The organism is Siccirubricoccus phaeus, assembly GCF_008360935.1.
In the GTDB taxonomy this organism is placed as follows: Bacteria; Pseudomonadota; Alphaproteobacteria; order Acetobacterales; family Acetobacteraceae; genus Siccirubricoccus; species Siccirubricoccus phaeus.
In genome coordinates this window covers 57720-82678 of the sequence record NZ_SRXO01000002.1, presented here as the reverse complement: position 1 = coordinate 82678, position 24959 = coordinate 57720, and the positions used below count along the sequence as shown (strand labels likewise).

Genomic DNA, 24959 nt, shown 5'->3' with positions numbered 1-24959 from the left:
AGGGCCGCGCATGCGGGTCGGGATCGAGGTCGGCGGCACCTTCACGGATCTGGTCGCCATCGAGGGCGGCGAGGTGCGGGTCATCAAGGTGCCCTCCACGCCGCGCAGCCCGGATATCGGCGCCTTCAACGCGTTGACCGCGGCCGGCATCCCGGCGGCGAGCGTCACCGATCTGGTGCATGGCTCGACGGTCGCGACCAACGCCATATTGGAACGCCGCGGCGCACCCATTGCCTTCGTCACCACGCAGGGCTTCCGCGACATCCTTTTCATGCAGCGGCATGACCGCCGCAATATCTACGACCTGCACTACGCCAAGCCCGCCCCACCGGTCCGCCGCCGCGATTGCTTCGAGGTGCCGGAGCGCATCGCCGCCGATGGCAGCGTCATCGCCCCGCTGGATGAGGCGGCGGTGGCGAAGGCGTTGATCCCGGCGCTGGCCGAGGGCGGGTACCAGGCCGTCGCGCTTTGCCTGCTCTCCGCCTATGCCTCGCCGGTGCATGAGGCGCGGCTGAAGGCAATGATCGCTGCCGCGTTGCCGGGGTTGCGCATCGCCGCCAGCCATGAGGTGGCGCCGGAATTCCGCGAATACGAGCGCGCCTCCACCACCGCCCTCTCGGCCTATGTCCAGCCGGTCATCGACGGCTATCTGGACCGCTTCGAGGCGACGCTCGCCAAGGCCGGATTCGCCGGTCATTTCAGTGTGATGCAGTCCAATGGCGGGCGCATGCCGGCGCGCGCGATGCGCGCCAATGCCATCAGCGCCCTGCTCTCCGGCCCCGCCGCCGGCGTGGTCGGCGCCATCCGTCAGGCAGCGCGGTCCGGGCGCGGCAACCTCATCACCTTCGACATGGGCGGCACCTCCACCGATGTGGCGCTGGTGCAGGAGGGCGAGGCGTCCCTCGCCGCCGAGACGGAGGTGGACGGCCTGCCCATCCGCACGCCGGTGCTGGATATCGTCACCGTCGGCGCCGGCGGCGGCAGCCTGGTCTGGATCGATGATGGCGGCATGCTGCGCGTCGGCCCGCGCAGCGCCGGCGCGGAGCCGGGCCCCGCCTGCTATGGCCGCGGCGGCACCCAGCCCACGGTGACGGATGCCCATGTGGTCCGCGGCACCATCCGGCCGGATGCCTTCCTCGGCGGCGGCATGACGCTGGATGCCGATGCGGCGCATCGCGCCTTCGAGGACATTGCGAGGCGCCTCGGCACTGATGTGCGCGGCGCTGCGGCCGCCGCCATCCGGCTGGCGGTGGCGAATATCGTCCGCGCCATCCAGCTCGTCTCGACCGAGCGCGGCCGCGACCCGCGCGACTACGCCCTGCTGCCCTTCGGCGGCGCCGGCCCGCTGCTGGCGGCCGAGATCGCCGAGGAGCTTGGCATCCGCGAGATCCTGGTGCCGCCAAACCCCGGTGTGATCTCCGCCCTTGGCCTGCTTTCCGCCGACTATGTGAAGATCCGCGGCGCCACCCGCCGCGTGGCGCTGGATGGGGACACCCCCGGCATCATCGCCGCGGAGTCCGCCCGGCTGCGCGCCGCGACGGAGGCGGAGTTCGCCGCCCTTGGCCTCGCCGGCGCGCTGGAGCACAGCCTGGAGCTCGACATGCGCTTCATCGGCCAAGCCTTCGAGATCCCCGTCGCCGTCGATCCCGCCGAGCTGCCGCGCCTCACCACCGCCGACCTCGCCGAGCGCTTCGCCGCCGCGCATCGCCGCGTCTACCTGCATGGCGGCGAGCCGGGGCGGAAGGTGGAGCTGGTCGGCCTCCGCTTCGGCGTCCGCCGCCGGCTGAACGCGCTGCCGGAGGTGAAGGAACGCGCCTCTGGCCTCTCCCGCCCGCCCGCGACGGAGGTGGTGACGGGTGGCGCGCCGCTGCAGGCGAAGCTGCTGGACGCCGCCACCCTGACCAACATCGCCGGCCCCGCGATGATCGAGGGCTATTCCTCCACCATCTGGGTCCCGCCCGGCTGGGCCGGCGCCCGCGACGACTCCGGCAATTTGCTGCTGCGGAAGGAGGGCTGATCCATGGAGCTCGATCCCGTCGAATACGCCATCCTCAGCCAATCCGTCATCGCCGCGGCGCGGGAGATGGGCGCGAAGCTGATCCGCTCCGCCTACTCCACCATCCTGCGGGAAGCACGGGATGGCTCCGCCGCGCTGCTGGATGCGGAGGGCTTCACCGTCGCCCAGGCCGAGCTGATCCCGATGCAGCTCGGCTCCATCGGCCCGATCTTTCAGCCCTGCAAGGCATTGTTCCCAAAGGAGAGTTTGGAGGAAGGCGACTTCCTCGTCATCAACGACCCCTATTCCGGCGGGCAGCATCTGCAGGATGTCTTCTTCTTTCATCCCATCTTCGTCGCAGGGGAGGTGATCGGCTTCGCCGCCTCCGTCGCCCACCATCTGGATCTCGGCGGCGGTGCGCCCGGCCTCAATGCCGGCGCGCGGGATGTCTATGCCGAGGGCCTCATCATCCCGCCGATGAAGGTGAATATCCATCGGGATTGGCATGGCGGCGGCTTCCAGCGCCTGCTGCGCGCCAATGTCCGCGTGCCGCAGCAGACCATGGGCGATTTCGACGCGCAGATCGCCGCCAACAATATCGGCGTGCTGCGCATGCAGGAGCTCGCCGCGCGCTATGGCGTGGCCAAGGTGAAGGCCGCCATGGCGGCGCTGCAGGACTACTCGGAACGGCGCATGCGCGCCGCCATCGCCGAAGTGGCGGACGGCACCTATCGCGGCGAGTCGCAAATGGACGATGACGGGCTCGGCAGCGGTCCCGTCACCGTGCGCGTCGCCGTCACCGTGGCCGGCGATTCCATCGATGTGGATTTCGCCGGCACCGATCCGCAGGTCGGCACCAATCTCAACTGCCCCTTCGCCTCTGTCATCTCCGCCTCCGTCTCCTGCCTCAAGGCGGCGCTGACCAGCCCGGACATTCCGTTCAACGATGGCGCGCTGCGCCCCATCAAGGTCACGGCGCCGAAAGGCTCGCTGCTCAACCCCAACCATCCCGCGCCGGTGCGGGCGCGCATGATCTCCGCCTCCCGCGCCTGGGAATCGGTGATGCTCGCCATCTCCCAGGCGGTGCCGGAGAAGGTCATCGCCCAGGGCTACGACACCACCACGGCCTTCTGCCTCTCCTGGCTCGGGCCCAAGGGCTGGTCCGTCTATCTGGAGGTCTATGGCGGCGGCTATGGCGCCGGCATCGGCAATGATGGCTGCGATGCGGTGGACAACCCGCTCTCCAATTGCAGCAACACCCCGGTCGAGGCGATGGACCAGGATTTTTCCTTCTTCCGCGTGCTGGACTACATGCTGCGGCCGGACAGCGCCGGCGTGGGCGCGCGGCGCGGCGGCGCCGGCTTCAGCCGCAGCTATGAGATCCTGGTGGATGGCCCGCTCGTCTCCCACTACTCGGACCGCTTCACCGGCCAGGCCAATGGCCTGTTCGGCGGCGGCAAGGGCGCCAGCGGCTTCTGCCGGGTGAAGCGCGGCGGCCAGGTGATCGAGCTGCGCAGCAAGGACAGCTTCAACCTGCAAGCCGGCGACATCGTCACCATCAGCCTCGGCGGCGGCGGCGGCTATGGCAAGCCGGCCGATCGCCCGGCGGCGCTGATTCAGCGGGATCTGGAAGACGGAATCATCACCCCGGGCCACGCCGCTGCCTGGGCGGCGGAATAGCCTCAGGCAAGGGGCGGGGACCACGCAGCGCAGAGACTTGCTGAAGGGCGCGGCGGCCGTCATCGCCGCGCCATCGCTGGCCATGGCGCAGGGGTCAGCGCGTGCTGCGCTTCAAGCCCAATGCGGATGTCTCCATCCTCGACCCCGTCTTCAGCACCGCCTACAGACGGCCTATCGTCGCCTCCTGACCGGCACGCTGAATGGCGCGCCGCTTTTCTACAACGTGCGGAAGGGCTGAGCCGCGCGGCGGGGCTTCCGTCGAGCACGGTCTCCGTCCATTCTCCCATCGTATATGGACGAAGGCGCTCCAAGGCGCCTTCGACACCGTCGAAGGCGACCATTCGCGACGGCCATGCTGCCGTTTGCGAGTCAAGGCCGGAGCCGCTTCGCGCGATGCGGCGAAGCCGCGGCCTTGACTCGCAAACGGCACTCTGGCTGGGGCTTAGGGTGTGCTCGACGGCGTCGGGCGCGCATTGGCACGCCCGGACGCGACAGCGCCCATTCGGGCGCAAGGGGGGAAAGAGATGGCCGAGGACAGGATCACCCAGGCAGCCCAGGCGCTGCTCGCCGCGCGGCAGGGCGCGCCGAAAGCCGCCAATCTCGGCGCCGCCGCCCCCACCAGCATGGCGGAAGCCTTTGCCATCCAGCGCGCTGTGCTCGCCGGGATCGGCGGCAGCATCGGCGGCTACAAATGCGCCGCCCCGCCGGGCAAGGATCCCTCCGCCGCCATCATGAACGGCGCCACCATCCGCCCCTCTCCCGCCACCTGGCAGATGCCGCGCGAGGGCAGGATCGGCATCGAGACGGAAGTGGCCTTCCGCCTCGCCCGCCCTCTCCCCGCCCGTGCCACCCCCTACAACCGGGAGGAGGTGCTGGACGCCGTCGCCGCCGCCTTCCCCGTCATGGAAATGGTGGAAAGCCGCTACCAGGACCCGCGCGCGGTGAACCCGCTGGAAGCCATGGCGGACAATGTCGCTCATGCCGGCCTGGTCTTCGGCGCCGATGTCCCGAATTGGCGCAGCCTTGACCTGCCCAACCTCGCCGTGAAGCAGACTGCTGGCGGCGAGACCCAGGTGGAGCGCATCGGCGGCAACCCCTCGCTCGACCCCGTCACCCCGCTGGTCTGGCTGGCGAATTTCCTGCCCACGGTCGGCCTGCATCTGGAAGCCGGCCAGGTGGTCACCACGGGAAGCTGCACCGGCCTGCTCTGGGTGCCGGGGAAGCAGCGCGTCACCGGCGGCTTCGCCGGCTTCGGGGAGGTGGCGGTCGATCTGGCCTGACGCGCCTTCGCATCCGCCGCGCTGAACCTGCCCAACATCGCGCGCGGGCATGAACACCCATAACAAGACCATGGAGGAGTCCAGAATGCGCTTCCAGGATCAGGCGGTGCTCGTCACCGGCGGGGCCAGCGGCATCGGGGAACAGGTCTGCCTCGCCGCCGCGCGGGAAGGCGCCCGCATTGCGGTGGGCGATCTCGATGCCGGCCGGGCGGAGGCCGTGGCCGCCGCCATCCGCGCCCAGGGCGGGGAAGCCATCGGCCTCGGCGTCGATGTCGCCACCCCTGCCTCCGCCGCCGCCTTCGTCGCCGGGGCGGAACAGGCGCTGGGCCGGCTGGACGTGCTGGTGAACTCCGCCGGCGTGCGGGAGATCGTGTCGGTTCTCGACATCAGCTTCGAGGAATGGAGCCGCGTCATCGGCATCAATCTCTCCGGCACCTTCCTGCCCAGCCAGGCCTTCGCCAGGCGGCTGGTGGCGGCGCAGCGGGGCGGGCGGATCGTCAACCTCGCCTCCACTTTGGGGCTGGTCGCGGCGCCGAACCGGGCGGCCTATGTCGCCTCCAAGCACGGCGTGGTGGGGCTGACCAAGGAAATGGCGATGGAGCTCGGGCCCATGGGCATCCGGGTGAATGCGGTAGCGCCGGGCGTCGTGCGGACGCCGCTGACGGAGCGCTATTTCCAGGACCCGGAGATGGCGGACACCATCCGGGGGATCCATGCTCTCGGACGCTGGGCGGAGCCGAAGGAAATCGCCGCGGCCATCCTGTTCCTGGCCTCGGAGGAATGCGGCTTCATGACGGGCAGCATCCTGCCGGTGGATGGCGGCTGGACGGCGGGGAAGAAAATGTAGTGCTCCGCATGGAGTCGCTTCGCGCCTTCATGGGGCCGCCGGGAATCGCTTGCCGATCGGCGATTCGCACGGCCTGCCGTGGCTTTGCCACGGCAGGGCACCCGGCGGCACGGTAAGGCCAGCCGCCTGGCGGGCCGGCTATCGCCGGCCGAACAGCGCCAGGGCGCCACCCAGCAGGGCGACACAGGCGGTCAGGGGGCCGAACAGCGTGAAACCGCCCTGTGCCACCATCCAGCCGCCGAGGGAGGCTGCGCCCAGCCAGCCGATGGCGGCTGACGTCACGTTCAGCCCCAGCACGGTGCCGCGCACTTCTTCCGGTACGTTCGCCAAGGCCGCCATCAGGCTGGGGCGGGCGAAGGCGGTCACGAATACATAGAGGAAGCCCAGCGCCACCGTACCCACCAGGCTGGGCGTCCAACTGAAAAGCACGAACCCCACCAGCGCCGAACCCGCCATGGCGCCGGCGAAGGTCAGCAGCCGGTTCGGCAGCCTGTCCGCCAATTGCCCGCCGATAATGGTGCCGAGGATGTTGCCGCCGGCAAACAGCGCCAAAGGCAGCGCCACGGCAGCAATGGAAAGGTCGTAGGTGGTCTGCAGGAAGGTGGCGAAGAACACCGCCGTCAGCCCATAGCACACCCGCTCCGCCACCCCCATGGCCAGCAGCCGCAGCACCGGGCCGGAGAGGGCTGAGGCCCCGCCCTTCTTCCGCCCCCGCCCTGCCCCGCCGCCATCCGAAAGCGCTGGCCGCAGCGTAGAAAGCCCCAGCGCCGCGGCCGCCAGCACGGCAATGCCCGCCACCACCCAATGCACGCCGCGCCAGCCGATGAAGCTGCCGATCCAGGCCGCCAGCGGCACGCCCACCAGCAGGGTCAGGGATTGCCCTGCCATCACCCAACCCAGCGCCCGGCCGCGCTGCCGGTCCACCGTGCGGGCGGAGGCCTCCGCCATGATGACGCCGGTATAGGCGCCGGCGCAGCCGCCGCCAAAGGCCGCCCAGCCCATCACCACCGCGAAGCTCTCCGCGCTGGCCACCCCGGCCAGGCTCAGCGCCAGGCCGAGCGGTCCGAGGATGATGAAGGGCCGCCGTCCCCAGAGGTCCGATCCCGCCCCGGCCAGCAGCGAGGCGATGCCCCAGACCACCGAGGTGACGGCCATGAGGTTGGCGACCAGCGGCAGGGAAGTGCCCAGATCCCGCGCCATGTCCAGCAGGAAGGGCGCCCTGGTGGTGCCGGAGGAAGAGGCAGCGAACATGCCGAGACAGGCGGCCGCCAGCACCGCCCAGGGCATACGCGGCGCCTGGGCCGGGGACGCGGAAGGAAGAACCATGCCCCTTTCATAAATCGGTTTGGTCGATGGACCAAAACCGGGCGGCAGATGCCAGGGCGGGGTTGGTCGAGCTTCGCTCCCACCCCGCGCCGCGCCCCGGCATCTTCGCCTGCCGCGGTATCCGTCTGGCGCCCCGCCCGGTCCTACGCCGCCGGCACGGCGGTGGTGGAGGCGCTGCTGGCGCAGCTCCATCTGGAGCATCGTGCTGCGACGCGATCTGCCAAGCTGCCCTATTCCGATCGGCTGGAGCTGGGCCCGGCGCTGGCCACCGAGCCGCGCATCATGCTGCTCCGAGCCCGCCGCCGGCAGTGGCTGACCGTCGCCCTTGGCATCAGCAGCCGCGTCCTGGTGATGGGGCATGGGCAGATCGTGCATGCGGGGCGGCCGGCGGAGCTGCGGGAGAATGCGGAAATCCAGCGGCGCTGGCTGGCGGTGTCCGGCGTGGCCCGGCAGGCAAATGGCCCGAGGGGGCTAGGCTTGGCCCGCCAGCACCGCTATGGAGCCGCGCGCCGGGCGCCACCCGGTGCATTGGGCTGCTGCATCGGCTGGGTACCTTGGTGCCAAGGTTGCGGACTCCCGCAAAACTTTCTAATAGCGCCCCGCCGGGCCGCGCGGCGGCTGAGGAAAAACAGCGGTTTGACTTACGTCCCCATCGTCTAGAGGCCTAGGACACCAGCCTTTCACGTTGGTAACACGGGTTCGAATCCCGTTGGGGACGCCATTGACATTGCTCCGGATTTTCCCGGCTTCTCGCCTTCTTGTCGGCCGTTGGCAGCCGGGTGGCAGGCAGCTTGCTCTTCGCCGCGACCCTGTCGGTATTGCCAAGGGATTGCCGGTATCCGGCGCCGGTTCCCGCCTTTCACCTCTCCCGCCAATGGCGATAGCCCCGAAGCCCGCCCACCGGGATTGACAGCCAAGCCACCCGGGGCCGAGCCTTCTCCCTTCGGAGGAGGCCCGCCCAGGGGAGCCAAGCATGTACGCCACCCGCCCCACCCTCTACGGCACCCGCCATGCCGTCTCCGCCGGCCATTACCTGGCGGCCAGCGCCGGCTTCGCCGTGCTGGAAGCGGGCGGCAACGCCATCGATGCTGGCTGCGCCGCCGGCATCGCCCTCGGCGTGCTGCTGCCGGACCTGGTGAATGTCGCCGGCGTCGCGCCCATCCTGATCCGTAAGGCGGATGGCACGGTGGAGACCATCGCCGGCCTCGGCACCTGGCCCAAATCCATCCCCGCCGACCTCTTCATGCGGGAGCATGGCGGCAAGATCCCGAATGGTGTGCTGCGCACCGTGGTGCCGGCGGCGCCGGATGCCTGGATCACCGCGCTGGAGCGCCACGGCACCATGGGCTTCGGCGATGTCGCGCAATACGCGCTGCGGCATGCGCGGGACGGCTACGCTGTCTATCCCCTGCTCGCCGACAATATCCGCGACCATGAGGCGGAATACGCAAGCTACCCGGGCAGCGCCGCCATCTTCCTGCCCGGCGGCCGCCGACCCCAGGTGGGCGAGAAATTCATCCAGTCCGACCTCGCCCGCACCCTGCAATACATGGTGGATGAGGAGAAGAAGGCCTCGGGCAAGGGCCGCCTCGCCGGCCTCGCCGCCGCCCATGCCGCCTTCTACCGCGGCGACATCGCCCGCGAGATCGCCGCTTTCATGCAGCGCGAGGGCGGCTACCTTTCCATGGCGGACCTCGCCGGCTACCGCTCCTGCATCGAGCCGGCGGTGCGGCGGAGCTGGCGCGGGCACGAGGTGCTGACCTGCGGTCCCTGGTGCCAGGGCCCCGCCCTGCTGGAAGCCCTGCTGCTGATGGAGAAGGGCGGCATCGCCGGCATGGCGCATAACAGCGCCGACTACATCCATCTCTTCACCGAGAGCATCAAGGCGGCGATGGCCGACCGGGAATATCATTTCGGCGACCCGGCCTTCCTCGACGTCCCGCTCGACCGGCTGCTGGCGGAGGACCATCTCTCGGCGCGGCTGGCGGAGATCGACCCGCGGCGGGCACTGCCCGGCATGCCGGGGAAGATCCTCGGCAGCAACCATCCGCCCGCTTCGCCCGACCCCTCCCTCCGCTCGGCGCCGATGGTGGAGGCGGATACCTCCTATTGCTGCGTGGTGGACCGCTGGGGGAATGCCTTCAGCGCCACGCCCTCCGACGGGTCGTGGAATTCGCCCGTGGTGCCAGGGCTCGGCATCATCCCCTCCAACCGCGGCAGCCAGAGCCGGCCGGACCCCGCCCACCCCTGCGGCGTCGCCCCCGGCAAGCGGCCCCGCCTCACCCCGAACCCGGCGATGATCGTGACCGCGGCGGGCGGCGTCATGCCCTTCGGCACGCCGGGCGGCGACGTGCAGATCCAGGCCATGCTGCAGGTGGTGCTGAACATCTTCCAGCACGGCATGGAGGTGCAGGACGCCATCGAGGCGCCGCGCTTCGCCAGCTACTCCTTCCCCTCTTCCTTCGCCCCCTTCGACTTCTTCCCCGGCCGGCTGGCAGTGGAAAGCCGGGTGCCGCAGGCGGTGCGGGAGGAGCTCGCGTCGCGCGGGCACGACATCAAGGACTGGCCGGAGAAGACCTGGCTGGCCGGGACGGTGGAGGTGGTGAAGAGCGATCCGCAGACTGGCCTGCTGGCGGCAGGCGCCGATCCCAGGCGGCCGGCCTACGCGATCGCGGCATGAAGCCGGAGCGGCGGCCATGCTGCCGGAAGCGCCCGGCCCCGCCCCGCACCAGCAGCCTCACCCCCCGGGGCTGAAACCTGCCGGCAACCACCGGCGGGATTCGGGGCGGAGCCGCCCCCACCGCCGCTTCAGGCCTCGGACCCCTCCGCCGCCAGGTTGCCCTGGCGCGCCCGCTTCGCCGTCGGCTTCGCGGCGGGTTCCGGCGCGGCCTCGGCGGCAGGGGCCGTCGTGGCGCTGGCGGCCGGCGCTGCCGCCGCGGCAGCAGGAGCCGTCGCGGGTTTGGCGGGGGGCACCGCCGTACTCCCGGCGCCCGGTGGTGCCGCGGTGGCGGCGGCTGGCGCCGGCGCGGTCTTCGCGGCAGGCACCCCCGGGTCGCTGGCGGCCGGTGCTGCCGCCGCGGCTGCGGCGGGGGCCGTCGCGGTCCTGGCCGCAGGCGCCGTCACGGTTGCCCCGGCAGGCGCCGGCGCGGTGCCGGTGGCAAGCGCCGCGGCGGCGGCCTCGGCAGCGGGTGCCGCGGCGGCCGGGGCAGGGGCGAGCGGATCCTCCAGCACATCGCTGGTGATCGGCGGCAGGCCCAGCACCCCGGCCATGCGGCGCAGCGTCTCGAAGGTGTGCGGCGCCATCTCGTCGATCCGGCCCGGCACGTAATAGGCCACCTTCAGCGCCAGCTCGCGCTCCTCCTGCTTCGGCAGAAGCTGCGGCAGGGTGGCCAGCGCCTCCGCCGGCGCCAGGGTGGCGATCAGCGTCTGCTCGCGGATGATCAGGGTGCGCTGCTCCGTCGTCAGCGCCGCGAAGGGCTGGTCCCGGGTCAGGAGCTGGGCGGAGCGCTCCAGCCTGTCCCGCCGCACGCCGCCGCGGCTTTCCGCCAGCATCACCAGCATGCGGATCACCGCCTCCACGAAGCCGCCCTGGGCAGTGCGGGAGAGCGCCATCTGCGCCTCCGGCAGCCCGGTCAGCTCATGCAGATCCATCAGCGCCCGGCCCCTGGCATGGCGCTCGCCGAAGCCGCGCGCGACGGGCGTCGCCCAGAGGCCGAAGAAGGCCAGCTCATAGGTCAGGTCGCGCAGGTCGCGGCCGAGGTCCATGGCCTGCTCCACCAGATCGGCCCCCGCCTCCTCCATGGCCAGGAAGGGGTTGCCGGCGCGGGCCGGCTGGCGCTGCTCACGGATCCGCTCCGCCATCGCCTTCCAGGGCAGCATGAAGGGGTTGTTCCCCGCCATCAGCGCCCGCTGCAGGCGCAGCGGATGCAGCGCCCGGGTCAACTCGGCCGAGGCCGGCGTGACCATGGCGCGCAGGAAGGGGCGGAGCATGGTGTCGTAAAGCTCTGCCTGGATTTCGGAGGCGCGGGCGATGGCGGCGAAGGGCCGCTCATCCGCCTGGCCGTCATCGGCGCGGCGCAGATCGGCGATACTGCGCTCCTCGAAGCTCACGGTGAAGCTGCGCTGCTGGCCCTCGCCGTTCGCCGCCTCGATCTTCATCTCGTAGAGGCCGGGGGCCAGCGCCTCGATGGTCTGCATGACGGAGGTGACTTCCGTATGCTCCTTCCGCGCCACCTTGGCGGAGACGAAGATGCCGAGATGGCCGACTTCCTCATGCAGCATGTAGATGATGCGCTGGCCGCGGATGCGGATCTCCTGCACATCCTGGTAGATATCGGCGATCCAGTTCAGCGCCTGCTGCGGCGGGGTGATGTTGTCGCCGCGGCTGGCGAAGGCGATGATCGGCGAGCGGATGTTCTTGATGTCCACGGTGCGGCCGGGCTCGAGCTGGGCCATGTTGCGCACCAGCCGGTTGCCGATGAAGAGCTGCTCGACGATCCAGCGGATCTCCGCCTCGTTCAGGCGGAAGAAGCCGCCCCACCAGCGCTCGAATTCCAGGAAGCGGTCGCGCTCGGTGTCGATGCGGGCGAACAGGTCGTAGTACTTGCGGAAGAAATTCCGGCTGGGATTCATCAGCTCGAAATTCAGCACCAGGTTGGCGCCGTCGAAGATGCCGCCGCCGAGATCCGATTGCAGCATCGGCTGCCAGGTGCCGCCGAACAGCCCGGCATTGTAGCGCATCGGGTGCAGCCCGACCTCGCCGGCCCAGGGGTCCACCGGCGCCCCGTTCAGCACGATGGGGCCGGTGAGGTCCGGGTTGGTGGCGGCCAGCAGCAGCGCCGCCCAGCCGCCCTGGCAATTGCCGATGACGCAGGGCTTCGGCGCCTGCGGATGCAGGCGCGTCACCTCGCGGACGAACTCCGCCTCGGCGCGGGTGACGTCGGCCAGGGTCTGGCCCGGCACCGGGTCCCGCCGAAAGGCGACGAAATAGACCGGGTGGCCGGCGGCGAGGGCGACGCCCACCTGGCTGTCATTCTTGAAGCCGCCGATGCCGGCGCCATGGCCGGCGCGCGGGTCGATGATGATGTAGGGGCGGGCGGCAGGGTCGATGGTCACGCCGGAAGGCGGCAGGATGCGCAGCAGCATGTAGTTGCAGGGCTGCGGCAGGGTGGCGCCGTCCAGCACCACCTCATAGTCGTAGACCAGCACGGGCGGGCAGCCGGCCGCCTCGTGCTCGACGAAGATGTCGCCGCGCTCGCGCAGCGTGTCGAGGGTGAGGACGAGGCGTTCGGCCCGGTCGCGCAGGTATTCGAACCACTGCGCGGCAAGTTCCTGCCCGGCCTGCGGCGCGGAGAAAGCGCCCGCCGCCTGGGTCAGGCCTTGCAGCAGGGCGTTGGAACGCGGCCCCTGCTCGGCGGTCAGGCGCTCGCCCCGACGCGCGGCGGCGCGCGCCAGCAGCCCGGCCTGGTCCGAGAGCGCGGCGGCGCGGACGGTGAGGGAGCGGAGCGGTGCGGCGGCATCGACGCCGGTGCCGGAGAGAGCCGCGGCGATCGGCTGTGAAATGCCGATGACATTCATGGCGAGGTCACCTTCCCTTGATGCGGCGCCGCGCCGATGTGGCGGAGGCGGGTGAGCCCCGGCCGGACCGCCAGCAAGCCGCAAGACCCTGTGGTGCTGGGGTCACGCTAGGGCTGGGGCCAGGGCGAATCCATCTCAGCGATGTGAAGCTATGAAGGCGGGCCGCGACCCGGGGCGGCTGGCCTGCGCTCAAGCTTCGATTCACTTTCCTCACGGAAATGCGACTATTGGTTGAATGGCCGCCGCCGATGCCGCATTCACAGTTTCGCTAGGCTCTGATATGCGTTTCGCTACCGGCTGGAGCGAGGCCGGTGGCGGCGAGCGCCGGTCGCCATATCGGACGAAACGCAATGAGTGCCCCGCGAAGCCATGCCGGCGTTCCCGGGCGGGATCACAGCGCGAGGAAAACGGACGATGCCCGACGATGCGCGGCGTGAGTGGATCCGGAAGGTCCTCGGCATCGATCCCGCGCCGCAATCCACCGGCCCCTCCAAGGCGGAGCTGACCGCGCGGCTGATGGCGGTGCGCGACGGCATGGCGCTGATCGGCGCGGCCGAGACGCTGGGGGGCGATCTGCGGCTCGCCGCCGCCGCGGTGAAGGACGGCAATCCCGAAGCCGCGGCGATGCTCGGCGCGCTGGAGGACCGGCTGGCGGCGCTGACGCAGGAGAAGCGCGCCGCCGAGGCGGCAGCCACCATCAAGGCCGGCGCTGCCTCGAAGACCACCGGCGTCGTCGCCTTCGCCAAGCTGCGGCTGAAGCTGAAGGCGGCGGAAAGCGCCTATGACCTGGCCGGCGGCAATCTGGAAGCCGCCTGCACCGCCATGCTGGCGACGCCCGATTTCATCGACGACCCGAAGGCCTCGGCGCCGGAGACGCTCGCCGCCGTGGCGCGGGTGCGGGAGCAGGTGCCGCCCATTGCCGAGGCCGCCGCGGCGGTGGGCGACGCGCTGGACGGCATGGCGAACGCCGCCGCGCCGGAAGCGCGGCAGAAGCTGGCCGCCAGCGCCCTGCAGGCGATCGGCGACTACCGCAAGCGGCTGGATGCGGTGCCGCTGCTGCGGGAGATGGAGAATTCCGAGGCCGGCAGCTTCGCCATCCATACGGCGCTGGCCGGCGCGCTGGACGACCTTGCGGCCGCGCTGCGCGGCTGAGCCACCCCGACCCGAGACGCGGAGCCCACCGATGAGCGACGTGATCGCCCCCCCGGACCCGTTGCAGGCCAAGCGCGACGAATTCTACCGCAAGATCGGCGTGCCGACCGGCCCGCTGACCAAGAAACAGAACAAGGATTGGGAGAAGATCGCCCGCAAGGAGGGCAAGAAAACCGCTAAGCAGGAAAAGGTAGCGCTGAAGCAGGATGTCGCTCAGGCGAAGGCGCAGCAGCTCTATCTCGACCGCCGCAGCCGCTCCGAGGCGACGCTGGCGGCGATCGAGCGCTACCGCCCGGCGGCCAATGTGCTGGCTGACAGCTTCGTCGCGGCGCATCTGCAGGTCGATCTGCTTATCGAAGCGGGGGAGAAGCAGACCCCGCCGGCGGTCGACTGGAAGAAGGCGTTCGACATCCTGCACGCCGTCCATGTCAGCAATGCCGAGGAGAAGGCGGCGCTGGCCTGGGAGGATGGCAAGAAAGCGACCCGCACGGCCAACCCGGCGCTGATGGATGCGGCCGACGAATTGTTCAGGCGGGTGGGCGAGGAGCGCGCGCGGCTGAGCGACGACGAAGTCGCCCGGCTGCAGGGGCAGGTGCGCGACGCCATTCGGCCGGTGCTGATCCCGAGCCCGGAGCAGAAGCTAATCGACGGCGCGACGCGCGAGCTGGAGGTGGCACGCCAGGCGCTGGAGGATGCGCTGGATGCCGCCGTGGCGAATGACAAGGAAGCGCGGCTGCTGCGCGGCGATGCCACCATCCTGCTGGACATGGCGGCGCCGCTGACGGTGGCGAAGGACGCGCCGCCGCCGCTGCTGCCGAACAAGCAGGCGGCCGAGCTGCGCCGCCTGCTGGCGAGCGCCGATACCGCCCGGCAGGCGCGCGACTACGCGACGGAGATGGATCTGCTGCAGACCATCATCGACACCGCGAGCGCCGCCCGCGGCGATGGCGGGCCGCAGCGCGAGGAATGGCTGCGGCGCAAGGGCGAGGTGGCCGGGCACCAATCCGCCGCCAATGTGCTGGCCACCACCGCCACCTCCCCCGCCGTGCAGGCGGAGGCCGCGGCGCTGCGCCGGCGGCTGGCCGAGATCGACGAGCAGAAGCCCGGCATCGGCATGACCTATGCCGAGGCGCTCTCCCGGCTGAACGGCGCGCCGGCGCAGCTAAAGGCGCTCGAGCTCGAACAGAAAGGCTTCGCCGAATTCACCAAGGCGCGGGCAGCGGCGGCGAAGCGCGTCGAGACCGAATTCGGCAAGGTGGAGCAGGCCTTCGGCGCGCTGCACCAGGCGGTGGCCGAGGCAACCGACAACGAGCATACCGATATCGCCGACGGCCCGTTCCGCGCCCGCCTTGCCGCGCTGCGCGATGAATGGGACGCCAAGCTGGCCCGCGCGCACAGCGTGGACAGCCTGGACGAGGCGGGCACCAATGTGGCGATGACGAAGCTTGAGATCGACATCGCGGCGGCGGCGCGGGAGACCGACAAGCTGCCCGGCCTGGTGGATGCCGGGCTGCTGCAGGATGCGCGCGACCTGTTCGACGACGCCTACGACGGCGCGCTGGCGGCGGCGGAGAAGCTGGTCGCGCTGGACAGTGCCGCCGGCGCGGCGCTGCTCTCGGCGCTGGCCGAGCAGCGGGAGAGGGCCGATGCGGCAACCACGCCCGGCGGCTTCGCCGGGCCGAAAGCGCAGGTGCTGCTGCTGCAGAAGCAGGCGATCGGCGCCGCCGCCGCCCAGAGCGACAAGGTGTTCGGCCTGCAGGAAAGGCTGAAGCAGATCCTGGCGCCCCTGCCTGGCCGAATCCAGGACGTGTTCGACAAGGCCGAGAAGATCAAGAACACGGCCAAGCAGGCGCCGCACCTGGCGATGCACCAGACCTTGGTCACTGCCTATGACACCCAGCGCGCCATGGGCAGGCTGACCCAGGTGCCGCTGCTGGAGAGGGCGATCGACGAGGCGCTGCAGCTCGAGGAGGATGTCGCCGCCGCGCTGCGGGCGCTGACCGGCGAGAAGGACGAGGACGGGGAAAAGCCCCTGACCTTCGAGAAGGCCCGCAAGACGCTGGCCGACATGAAATCCGACCTGGCCGGCAAGACGCTCGACATCTACGCCAAGGTGACGAGCTTCGAGCTGGCGGAGCAGGTGAAGGCGGTGGAGAAGGGCCTCGGCACCACCAGCATCGCCGAGCTGCAGAAGGCGCTGGACGAGTTGGAGGTGAAGATCGCCGAGGCGAAGAAGCAGGCGGAGGAAGCGAAGAAGCTGTTCGCCGCCTTCGAGAAGGATGCGAAATCGATCACCGACCAGCTCAAGGCGCCGGCCTTCAAGGATGCCCCGGCCTATGTGAAATCCGTGCAGGGACGGATCGCCGGCATCATGGGCAATGCCCGCTTCGAGGGCGGGATGTCGGGCGCCAAAAGCGAGATGCTGAAGCTCTCCGAGGAGTTGACGAAGCTGCTGGAAGGCGGCCGCGATGACCGTGGCGTGCCGCTGGCGCTGGCGGCGCAGGAGGCAGCGGCAGTTGCCGCGGCGCGCCAGGCAGAGGTCGAGAAGGGCAAGTGGGAGGGCGAGGTGAAGGTGGTGGAAAAGCTCCTCGCCGCCGCCGAAGGCATCCCTTCCGACGAGATGAAGCAGCTCAAATCGACCCTCTCCGAGGCGAAGAAGGCGACGGAGAAGAGCCACGACTACGCGACGGGGCGGGAGCAGCTCAACGCGGTCCGCACCCGGCTGGCGCTGGTGGCGGAGAATCCGCATGGCCTTGCCATCTCCGCCCGCAACAAGCTGCCGCAGGTGCTGGTGCGGGTGAAGCAGGCGATCGCCGGGCTGCTGCAGGCCTTCAAGGAGGTGCAGGATAAGGTGGAGGCGGTGCCGGACGGCGATCTCAACGCCGATGGCAAGAAGGCGGTCGCCTCGCAGCTCGCCCAGCTCCGCGGGCTGTTCAACCCCTCGGTCTTCGACAAGCCGGTGGCACAGGCCGCGGCGAAGGACCAGGACGACAAGGTGCGCAGCGGCGCGCGCGAGGTGGCGCTGCGCGATGCGCGGCGGATGATGGCCTATCTGGCGGATGATTTTCGCCTGCAGGTGCTGGCCGAGACGCCCTTCCGCCCGGCCATGGCGGCGCCGATCTCAGAGCTGAACCTCGCTCTGCTCGATCTCGAGAACAACCTGCTGGTCTCCCTGTAACCACGTACTGCCGGAGGAAGCTGCGATGGCGCTGCAACCCGCCGAAGCCAAATGGCTCTACCGCTTCACCGGCGGGGCGATCCCGCTGCCGGACGATCAGAAGCCGAAGACCGGCCTGGAGGCGCTGGCGGCCGAGCTGGAGCTGCGCCAGGCGCGCGAGCGGATCGAGGAGCAGGCGCTGAAGGATGCGCTGATCGCCCAGGCGATCGCCGCCATCGAGCCGGAGAAGGAGCGCATCCGCGCCGCCTGCGACCTGGAGGCGACCACCGCCGAGGAGCCCGGCGGCAAGGAGAAGACGCAGCGGGTGCGCGACAAGGACGGCCGCCAGGAGCGCGCCTTCGACAGCATGGAAGCGCCGAAGATGACCAGGGCGGCGACCGGCCGCAAGGACAAGAAGCTGACCGCGACCGATGCCACCCAGGCCATGGCCCTGGTGGTGCAGGAGAGCGACCGGCTGGCCGCCGAGCTGGTGCAGCGCAGCTATATCGACGAGGTGAAGGGGGTGATCGCGACCAAATCCGCGAAGCTCTTCACCAATGACGAGATCATGAACGATCTCTACACGCCGCTGGTGCGTCAGCTCGTCCTGCCGGAGACCTTCGTGCCGGACAAGTTCAGCGCGACGCAGAAGATGATCGACGGCTCGAACGACTACTACATCAAGGAGTGCAAGGAGAAGGGCAAGCAGCTCGGCTACGGCCTGCCGGCGCTCGCCAAGGGTACGGTGCAGCTCGCCACCGCCGTCACCGGCACGGTGCTCGGCGCGCTGGCGCCGGTGAAGGATCCGCAGATCGGGATGTCCAGCAGCGGCACGCTGACCAAGGGCGGCGTCGCCAAGGCGCAGGCGATCACCGAGGGCATCGCCGCGCTGCTGACCGTCTCCATCGACGTGATCGACCAGGTGGACGATTTCCGCAAGACCGAGGATTTCTCGGTGGCCGGCTACAAGGCGGTGATGAATGGCATCGCCACCGGCATCGGCAAGATCGTCGCCGGCACCACCGGGGACATGAATCTCGGCCTCGTCATCACCGACAGCATCGTCGCCGCCAGCACCGCCAGCACCCTGGTGCCGCAATTCTACAATTGGCGTGCCAAGGGCGGCGAGCCGCCGGTCGGCGCCATCATCGAGGCGATCGGCGACGCCATCGGCGCTAGCTTCAGCGCGACCTCCGACCAGACCTCCGGCAATACCAGCACCGCTTTCGCCCAGGCCAGCGCCGGGGTCAGCGCCGCCTTCTCCACCTTCGCCATGGCGGCTCAGAAGAAGCTGATCGAGGCGATGCGCAAGGGCGACTGGAAGACCGTGTTCTCGGTGCTGGAGGCGGCGGGCAACAACGCCGCCAAGGCGGTGCCGGTCTGCGTCCGCTTCGCTGCGGAATACAACGCCATCTCCGAGGATCCGAGCATCACCGACCCGGAGAAACGCAAGGAGGAGCTGTTCGCCGCCCAGGCCAAGGAGCTGAAGGCGATGAACGACACCACCACCAATGTGGACAAGGCGGGCGGCGCGACCACCAAGCTGACCGACACGGCGATCGCCGAGATCTCGAAGAAGCTCGGCCTCAAGCTGCCCTCGACGCCGATGGGCAAGCTGCTGGAGGACTCCGAGCAGAAGTTCAAGGAACGCGAGGAAAAGAACAAGGAGGACGCGGCGGCGGCGCAGCAGGAGGAGATCGCCGCCATCCAGAAGGCGCTGGACGCGGAGCGCAAGGCCTACAAGGAGTCGCTCTCCTGCCTCGGCTCCAAGGATCCTTCGGCGGCGGAGTACAAGTCGATCGCCAGGCTCGTCGCGCAGCTCGAGCGCGACCGGGCGATCTGGACGGCGGTGCATGCCATGGTCGGCGCCGGCATCGGCATCGGCACCTCGGTCACCACCGTCACCGCCAATGTGGCGGCGGAGGTGCTGCCGGCGCTGAAGGTCGCCGGGCAGATGATGAAATTCATCTTCAACGTCGAGGCGGCGGCGACCCGCCTGGCCGCCTTCCTGGAATGGCGCGACGGGCAGAAGGATGCGGAGAGCGCGGTCAGCCCCTACGCCACCTCCATCGATAATTTCGTCCGCAACCAGGGCGAGCAGTTCAGCCATTACAGCCTGCAGGCGGCGGCCAACCTGATCCAGGCGCTGCTGGCTGCGGGCGAGATGTCCCCCTACGCGCCGGCCTTCAAGGCGGCGGGCGGCGCGGTGGCGGCCGCCGCGGCGGCGGAGGACATGCTGTACAAATTCTACAAGGCGGTGGCGCTGCGCCGCGCCTGGAGCCAGACCAAGGAAGTGCTGGACCCGAAGAACAAGGGCAACCGCAAGATGGCGCTGCTGGTGCGGCAGATCAATCCGACGCTCGCCAAATACAGCATCGCCTACGGCGCCCTGATCTCCAAGGATCCCATCGCCATCACCGCGATGAACCGGATCGGGCTGGACCGCGAGACGCTGACCCGGGCGGGCGACAAGGTGGCCGACGTGAAAGGCTACCTGGAGAAGCTGTACAACGAGGACAATATCGTGGTCGGCCAGCTCGATGCGACACCAGGCAAGACCAAGGTGCCGGCACCAGCGCTGACCAGCAAGGCCTGGTCGCTCTCGCATCTGCTGTGGACGGAGAAGGAGGGGCTGGCCACGCCGAATCCGCCCGGCATCATCGGCAACCTGGCGCTGGTGGAACCGCTGCTGAAGCGCGAGCGGGAGACACTGGCGGAAGCAGAGTTCGAGCAATTGCTGGACGCGCTGATGAAGCTGGAGGCCGGCTTCCGTTCCTTCAAGCCGGCCACCGAAAGCAGCGCGCCGCTCGACGACGTCAGGAAGGCGGCGGGGGTCTATGCCGATCTGGCGGCGATGACGGCGAAGGCAGTGCGGCTGGATTTCGAGGCGAAGCAGGCGCAGGAGGCCGAGAAGCTGGTCGAGGATGAGGAGAAGGACGAGGAGCTGGTCTGACGCCAGCGGGGTGCACGCCTTGGGATCCGGGAAGGGAAGGTCGGCGCAAGGCCCCTCGGCCCCTCCCCCTTGATTCCTGGAGCAGCCTCCTGACGGATCGCGGCGTGATCCGTCAGGATGGAGATCCGTTCTGGATGGTGTTTTAGCAGGCTGCTGAAGAAGGAAGATCGGAGGGCACCGCCGCAACCTTGCTTCGCGTCAGGCCGCCGATGCGCATGGTTGATGCGCGCCGCACCTTCCCTCCTCGATTCTTTCTGAACTTCCGTTGCGATGCCGAGGGACTTTTTCAGCAGCCTGCCAGAGCGGTTTCTCCTCGCCTGTGCTCGGCAAACTCGCTCTAGCTTTTTGTTCTGTCGCATTTCCGAGTCGTCCGGCGATCCCGCCGGACTTGAAAATGCTCTAGTGCCGCCGCAGCCCATCCACGACGACATCCAGCAGCCGCAGCACGCTGTCCTGCCAGCCCGGGCGCTCCTGCGCGTAGCACATGCCGACCAGGGCGCGGAGCAGCTCCTCGGCTCCGATATCCGGCCGAATCTCGCCGGCCTCCACGCCCCGCCGCAGCAACTCCGCCATCGCCCGGGTCAACTGGTCCAGCGAATAGGCCGCCAGCTCGGAGGAGGATTGCGCCGCCAGCGCCAGCGCCGCCGCCATGCCCTTCTTGGTGGCGACGAATTCGATATTCGCCCGCAGCCAGCCTCGCAGCGCCTCCAACGGGCTCGCCTCGGCGGCAAGCGCCGCGGCCAGCGCCACGAGCTGGTCCACCTCTCGCCGGTACACCGCCTCGTACAGCGCTTCCCGGGTCGAGAAATGCCGGTAGAGCGTGCCGATGCCGACGCCGGCCTCCCGCGCTACCGCTTCCAGGCTCGCCTCCGCGCCGCCCCGGCTGAACACCGCCTTGGCCGCCGCCAGCACCCGGTCCCGGTTGCGCACCGCATCGGCGCGGGGCTTCCGCGGCTTCTTTCGCGGATCCGTCATCACCTGCACCCGATCGGCCCCTTGTAAACGGAGGCAGCCTCCATATTTTCCCGCTCCGTGACGTCGGGCAGGCACGTTCCACCGCCCGGCGCCGCGCCTGTTACGACCGCGCCGGCACCACCGCTGCGCACTACCCCGGCCGGAGTCCCGTCCCGCGCCGGGCAACATCCTACCGCGCGAACGGACCCAACCGAACCCGCTTCCCAGGAGGCCCGCATGAGCCTGCCCATCACCTTGACCATCAACGGTGCGGAACACCGCATTGCCCTGGACGACCCAAGGGTTACGCTGCTCGACCTGCTGCGGGAGCGGCTGGACCTGCCCGGCACCAAGAAGGGCTGCGACCGCGGCCAGTGCGGCGCCTGCACCATCCTGCTCGATGGCCGCCGGGTGAATTCCTGCCTGGCGCTGGCCATCAGCCATGACGGCGCCGAGATCACGACCATCGAGGGCCTGTCCCAGGGCGAGGAGCTGCACCCGCTGCAGGCCGCCTTCGTCGCGCATGACGCCTTCCAATGCGGCTTCTGCACCCCGGGCCAGATCATGAGCGCCCTCGGGCTGATCCAGGAAGGCCAGGCTGGCACCGACCCGGAGCGGGTGCGCGAGGGGATGAGCGGCAATCTCTGCCGCTGCGGCGCCTATCGCGGCATCACCGAGGCGGTGGTCGAGGCGCAGGAGAAGCTGGGCCAAGCCGGCCGGAAGGAGGCCGCATGAACCGCTTCGACTATCTCCGCCCGGCCAGCATCGCCGAGGCGATCGCTGCCGCGGCGCAGCCGGGCAGCGCCTACCTCGCCTCCGGCACCAATCTGCTGGATCTGATGAAGGGCGATGTGGTCCGCCCCGCAAGGCTGGTGGATCTCGGCGGCCTGCCCGGGCTCGACCGGATCGAGCTGCTGCCGGATGGCGGCGCGCGGATCGGCGCCCGGGTGCGCAACGCCGATCTCGCCTATCATCCGGAGTTCAGCCGCCGCTTCCCGGCAGTGGCGGAGGCGCTGCTCTCCGGCGCCTCCGCCCAGCTCCGCAATGCCGCGACGGTGGGCGGCAATTTGCTGCAACGGACGCGCTGCGCCTATTTCTATGACCCCGCCAGCGCCTGCAACAAGCGTGCGCCCGGCGCGGGCTGCGATGCGCGCGGCGGCGAGAACCGGCTGCACGCTGTGCTGGGCTGGAGCGAGCGCTGCATTGCCACGCATCCCTCGGATTTCTGCGTGCCGCTGGCCGCGCTCGGCGCGGTGGTGGAGATCGAGGGCCAGGCCGGGCGCCGCGAGGTGCCGCTCGAGGAATTCCACCTGCTGCCGGGCGAAACGCCGGAGCGCGAAAGCGTGCTGGCGCCGGGCGAGCTGGTGGTGGCGCTGCGCCTGCCGGCCGAGGCTGCGCGCTTCGCCGCGCATGCCCGCTACGTGAAGCTGCGCGAGCGCACCTCCTACGCCTTCGCCGTGGTCTCCGCCGCGGCGGGGCTGCGCATCGAGCAGGGCGTCATCGCCGAGGCGCGGCTTGCCCTGGGTGGCGTCGCGGCCAAGCCCTGGCGCGCCCGCGCTGCAGAAGCCGCGCTGGCCGGCGCCCGCCCGGATGCGGCGAGCTTCCGGCGCGCGGCGGAGGCGGCGCTCGCCGAGGCCACGCCCTCCGGCGACAATGAATTCAAGATCGAGCTCGCCCGCCGCATCGCGGCGCGCGCCCTGGCGCTGGCCGCCATCGGCACGCCCGAGAGGCTGCCGGCGCTGCCCGCCTCTCCCTTCGCCCCTGTTCCGGGAGCTCCTCTCCATGGCTGAGACCGCAAGCGCCACCCATGTCCGGCACGGCTCCAGCATCGGCCAGCCGCTCACCCGCCGCGACGGCGTGCTGAAGGTGACGGGCCAGGCCCGCTACGCCGCCGACAACCACCCGCCCGGGATGCTGCATGCGGCGCTCGCCGTCAGCAGCATCGCCCGCGGCCGCGTCGCCGCGCTGGATGTCGCCGCGGCCAGGGCGCATCCTGGCGTGGTGGAGGTGATGACCCCCGCCAACCGCCCGCCGCTGGCGCAGGACCCGGATGACAAGAACGGTCCCTTCGTCTTCCGCATGGAGGCGCTGCAGGATGACCGCGTCCGCTATGCCGGGCAGCCCATCGCCGTGGTGATCGCGGAGACGCTGGAGGCCGCGACCGAGGGCGCCGCCCTGCTCGCGCCGCGCTACGAGGCCGAGGCAGTGGAGACCGGGCTCGACGCGAGCGACGTCTTCATCCCCCAGATGGTCGGCCCCGGGGCGCCGGCCGAGGCGCGGCATGGCGATGTCGAGGCCGGGCTCGCCGCGGCGGAGCGGCGGGTCGAGGCCACCTACGAGACGCCGGCGCAGTACCACAACGCCATGGAGCCACACGCCATCGTCGCCGCCTGGGAGGGCGACCGGCTCACCGTGGACACGCCGAGCCAGGGCCTGGCCTGGGCGCAGGAGCGGATCGCGGGCCTGCTCGGCCTGCCGCCGGAGAACATCCATATCCGCAGCCCCTTCCTCGGCGGCGGCTTCGGCTCCAAGGGGGTGATCTCCGGGCCGCAGGTCCTCGGCATCCTCGCCGCGCGGCTGGTCGGCCGGCCGGTGAAGCTGGTGCTGCGGCGGGAGCAGATGTACGGGCCGGTCGGCCATCGCGGGCCGACGCGGCAGACGCTCCGCCTCGGCGCCGGAGAGGATGGCGGGCTGACCGCGCTGCACCACCATGTCCGCACCGCGACCAGCCGCTTCGATGACTTCCTTGAGCCGGCGGCCAGCGTCTCGCACACCCTCTACGCCGCGCCTGCCATCGCCACCACCTATGACGCGGTGCGGCTGGACACCGGCACGCCGCTTTTCATGCGGGCGCCGGGCGAGGCGAGCGGCAGCATCGCGCTGGAAAGCGCGATCGACGAAATGGCGCTGGAATGCGGCATGGACCCGCTGGAGTTCCGCCTGAGGAATTACGCGGAGGTCGAGCCGATGTCCGGCAAGCCCTTCTCCTCCAAGGCGCTGCGCGAATGCTATGCGCAGGGCGTGGCGCGCTTCGGCTGGGCCGGGCGGCCCCTGCAGCCGCGGCAGATGCGCGACGAGAACGGGCTGCTGGTCGGCTGGGGGCTCGGCACCGCGACCTTCCCGGCGCTGATGTTCCAGGGCCAGGCGCGGGCGGTCATCCGGCGCGACGGCACCGCCCTGGCCGAGACCGGGGCGCATGACATGGGGCAGGGCGCCTGGACCGCCCTTGCCCAGCTCGCCGCCGACAGCCTCGGCCTCGAGATCGACCAGGTGGAGTTCCGCTCCGGTGATTCCCGGCTGCCGGATGCCGGCATCGCCGGCGGGTCCTCCCACACCGCGACGGCCGGCATCGCCCTGCACCATGCCGGCGCGGACGCCATTGCGAAGCTGACGGAGCTGGCCATGGCGGATCAGCGCTCGCCGCTCTTCGGCGCCGGCAATATGGGCGTGGTGGCGCGCAACGGCCGGCTGCTGCGGCGCGACGACGAAAGCCGGGGCGAAAGCTATGCCGACATCCTGACACGGGCTGGCCTTGCCGAGATCGAAGGGCGGGGCACCGGCGCGATGGACCCAGCGGTGCCGGAGCATTATGCGACCCATTCGCATGGCGCGGTCTTCGCCGAGGTGAAGATCGATCCCGAGCTCGGGCAGATCCGCGCCACGCGCCTGGTCGGCGCCTTCGCCGCCGGGCGCATCGTCAATCCCCGGCTGGTGCGGAGCCAGTATTATGGCGGGATGATCTGGGGCGTCTCCTTCGCCCTGCATGAGCAGGCGGTGATGGACAAGTGCAGCGGCCGGGTGATGAACGCCAATCTCGGCGAGTACCATGTGCCGGTGAATGCCGATGTGCCGTCGCTGGAGGCGATCCTGGTCGAGGAGCACGACCCGCATGTGAACCCGCTCGGCATCAAGGGGGTGGGCGAGATCGGCATCACCGGCACGGCCGGCGCGGTGGCGAATGCGGTGTGGCATGCGACGGGCGTGCGGGTGCGGCGCTTTCCGATCGCGATCGAGAAGTTGTTGGTGTAGGGGGCTCC

Annotated in this window: 16 protein-coding genes and 1 tRNA gene; 14 read left to right on the top strand and 3 right to left on the bottom strand. The window is 70.2% G+C overall.

All coding sequences use genetic code 11. The annotated features are described in order from the left end of the window. The first annotated feature begins 10 nt into the window (after window positions 1-10). The 5 genes from E5N76_RS02825 to E5N76_RS02810 all read left to right on the top strand — a co-directional run bounded on the left by E5N76_RS02825 (window position 11) and on the right by E5N76_RS02810 (window position 5803). Window positions 11-2017, top strand: a complete 2007-nt coding sequence (locus E5N76_RS02825) for a hydantoinase/oxoprolinase family protein (RefSeq protein WP_149535794.1) — start codon at window positions 11-13, stop codon at window positions 2015-2017. Between the two features lie 3 nt (window positions 2018-2020). Continuing rightward, window positions 2021-3676, top strand: a complete 1656-nt coding sequence (locus E5N76_RS02820; protein WP_149535793.1) for a hydantoinase B/oxoprolinase family protein — start codon at window positions 2021-2023, stop codon at window positions 3674-3676. A 37-nt stretch (window positions 3677-3713) separates the two neighbouring features. Then, the gene (locus E5N76_RS31330; protein WP_235907551.1) at window positions 3714-3914 is read left to right on the top strand and encodes a hypothetical protein; all 201 of its coding nucleotides are present in this window, start codon (window positions 3714-3716) and stop codon (window positions 3912-3914) included. 286 nt (window positions 3915-4200) lie between these two features. Then, window positions 4201-4956, top strand: a complete 756-nt coding sequence (locus tag E5N76_RS02815) for a 2-keto-4-pentenoate hydratase (protein WP_149535792.1) — start codon at window positions 4201-4203, stop codon at window positions 4954-4956. A gap of 70 nt (window positions 4957-5026) precedes the next feature. After that, a complete protein-coding gene (locus E5N76_RS02810; RefSeq protein WP_207791842.1) occupies window positions 5027-5803 on the top strand; it encodes an SDR family NAD(P)-dependent oxidoreductase in 777 nt (258 codons plus the stop codon). Window positions 5804-5941: 138 nt separating this feature from the next. Here E5N76_RS02810 and E5N76_RS02805 read toward each other — a convergent pair whose 3' ends face one another. After that, the gene (locus E5N76_RS02805) at window positions 5942-7129 is read right to left on the bottom strand and encodes an MFS transporter (protein ID WP_187829944.1); all 1188 of its coding nucleotides are present in this window, start codon (window positions 7127-7129) and stop codon (window positions 5942-5944) included. 165 nt (window positions 7130-7294) lie between these two features. Here E5N76_RS02805 and E5N76_RS29315 point away from each other — a divergent pair, with 165 nt between their 5' ends. The 3 genes from E5N76_RS29315 (at window position 7295) to E5N76_RS02795 (ending at window position 9809) form a co-directional block, all read left to right on the top strand. Continuing rightward, window positions 7295-7789 carry a P-loop NTPase family protein gene (locus E5N76_RS29315; protein WP_187829943.1) on the top strand — a complete coding sequence of 165 codons (495 nt, stop codon included), beginning with the start codon at window positions 7295-7297 and terminating at the stop codon, window positions 7787-7789. Further along, window positions 7775-7850, top strand: a tRNA-Glu gene (locus E5N76_RS02800). The genes E5N76_RS29315 and E5N76_RS02800 overlap by 15 nt, the downstream gene beginning before the upstream one ends. Window positions 7851-8102: 252 nt before the next feature. Continuing rightward, a complete protein-coding gene (locus tag E5N76_RS02795; RefSeq protein ID WP_149535790.1) occupies window positions 8103-9809 on the top strand; it encodes a gamma-glutamyltransferase family protein in 1707 nt (568 codons plus the stop codon). 128 nt (window positions 9810-9937) lie between these two features. Here E5N76_RS02795 and E5N76_RS02790 read toward each other — a convergent pair whose 3' ends face one another. Next, complete coding sequence (locus E5N76_RS02790; RefSeq protein WP_149535789.1) at window positions 9938-12706, bottom strand: DUF3141 domain-containing protein; 2769 nt, start codon at window positions 12704-12706, stop codon at window positions 9938-9940. 414 nt (window positions 12707-13120) lie between these two features. Between E5N76_RS02790 and E5N76_RS02785 the strand changes: the two genes are divergently transcribed. Genes E5N76_RS02785 through E5N76_RS02775 form a run of 3 tightly spaced genes read left to right on the top strand, consistent with a single transcriptional unit; the run spans window position 13121 to window position 19968 of the window. After that, window positions 13121-13858 (top strand): hypothetical protein, encoded by a 738-nt coding sequence (locus E5N76_RS02785; RefSeq protein WP_149535788.1) that lies wholly within the window; start codon window positions 13121-13123, stop codon window positions 13856-13858. A gap of 31 nt (window positions 13859-13889) precedes the next feature. Further along, complete coding sequence (locus E5N76_RS02780; RefSeq protein WP_149535787.1) at window positions 13890-17036, top strand: hypothetical protein; 3147 nt, start codon at window positions 13890-13892, stop codon at window positions 17034-17036. 25 nt (window positions 17037-17061) lie between these two features. Beyond that, entirely contained in the window at window positions 17062-19968 is a 2907-nt protein-coding gene (locus E5N76_RS02775) for a hypothetical protein (RefSeq protein WP_149535786.1), read from the top strand. 399 nt (window positions 19969-20367) lie between these two features. On the opposite strand, the gene E5N76_RS02770 is transcribed toward E5N76_RS02775, so the two are convergent. Further along, a complete protein-coding gene (locus E5N76_RS02770) occupies window positions 20368-20943 on the bottom strand; it encodes a TetR/AcrR family transcriptional regulator (protein ID WP_149535785.1) in 576 nt (191 codons plus the stop codon). Between the two features lie 216 nt (window positions 20944-21159). On the opposite strand from E5N76_RS02770, the gene E5N76_RS02765 reads away from it, so the two are divergent. The 3 genes from E5N76_RS02765 to E5N76_RS02755 are packed head-to-tail and all read left to right on the top strand — an operon-like array spanning window position 21160 to window position 24951. Further along, window positions 21160-21657 carry a (2Fe-2S)-binding protein gene (locus E5N76_RS02765; protein WP_149535784.1) on the top strand — a complete coding sequence of 166 codons (498 nt, stop codon included), beginning with the start codon at window positions 21160-21162 and terminating at the stop codon, window positions 21655-21657. Further along, window positions 21654-22712 (top strand): FAD binding domain-containing protein, encoded by a 1059-nt coding sequence (locus tag E5N76_RS02760; RefSeq protein ID WP_149535783.1) that lies wholly within the window; start codon window positions 21654-21656, stop codon window positions 22710-22712. Before E5N76_RS02765 ends, E5N76_RS02760 begins: the two co-directional genes overlap by 4 nt. Further along, complete coding sequence (locus E5N76_RS02755) at window positions 22705-24951, top strand: xanthine dehydrogenase family protein molybdopterin-binding subunit (protein WP_149535782.1); 2247 nt, start codon at window positions 22705-22707, stop codon at window positions 24949-24951. The genes E5N76_RS02760 and E5N76_RS02755 overlap by 8 nt, the downstream gene beginning before the upstream one ends. Window positions 24952-24959: the final 8 nt, after the last annotated feature.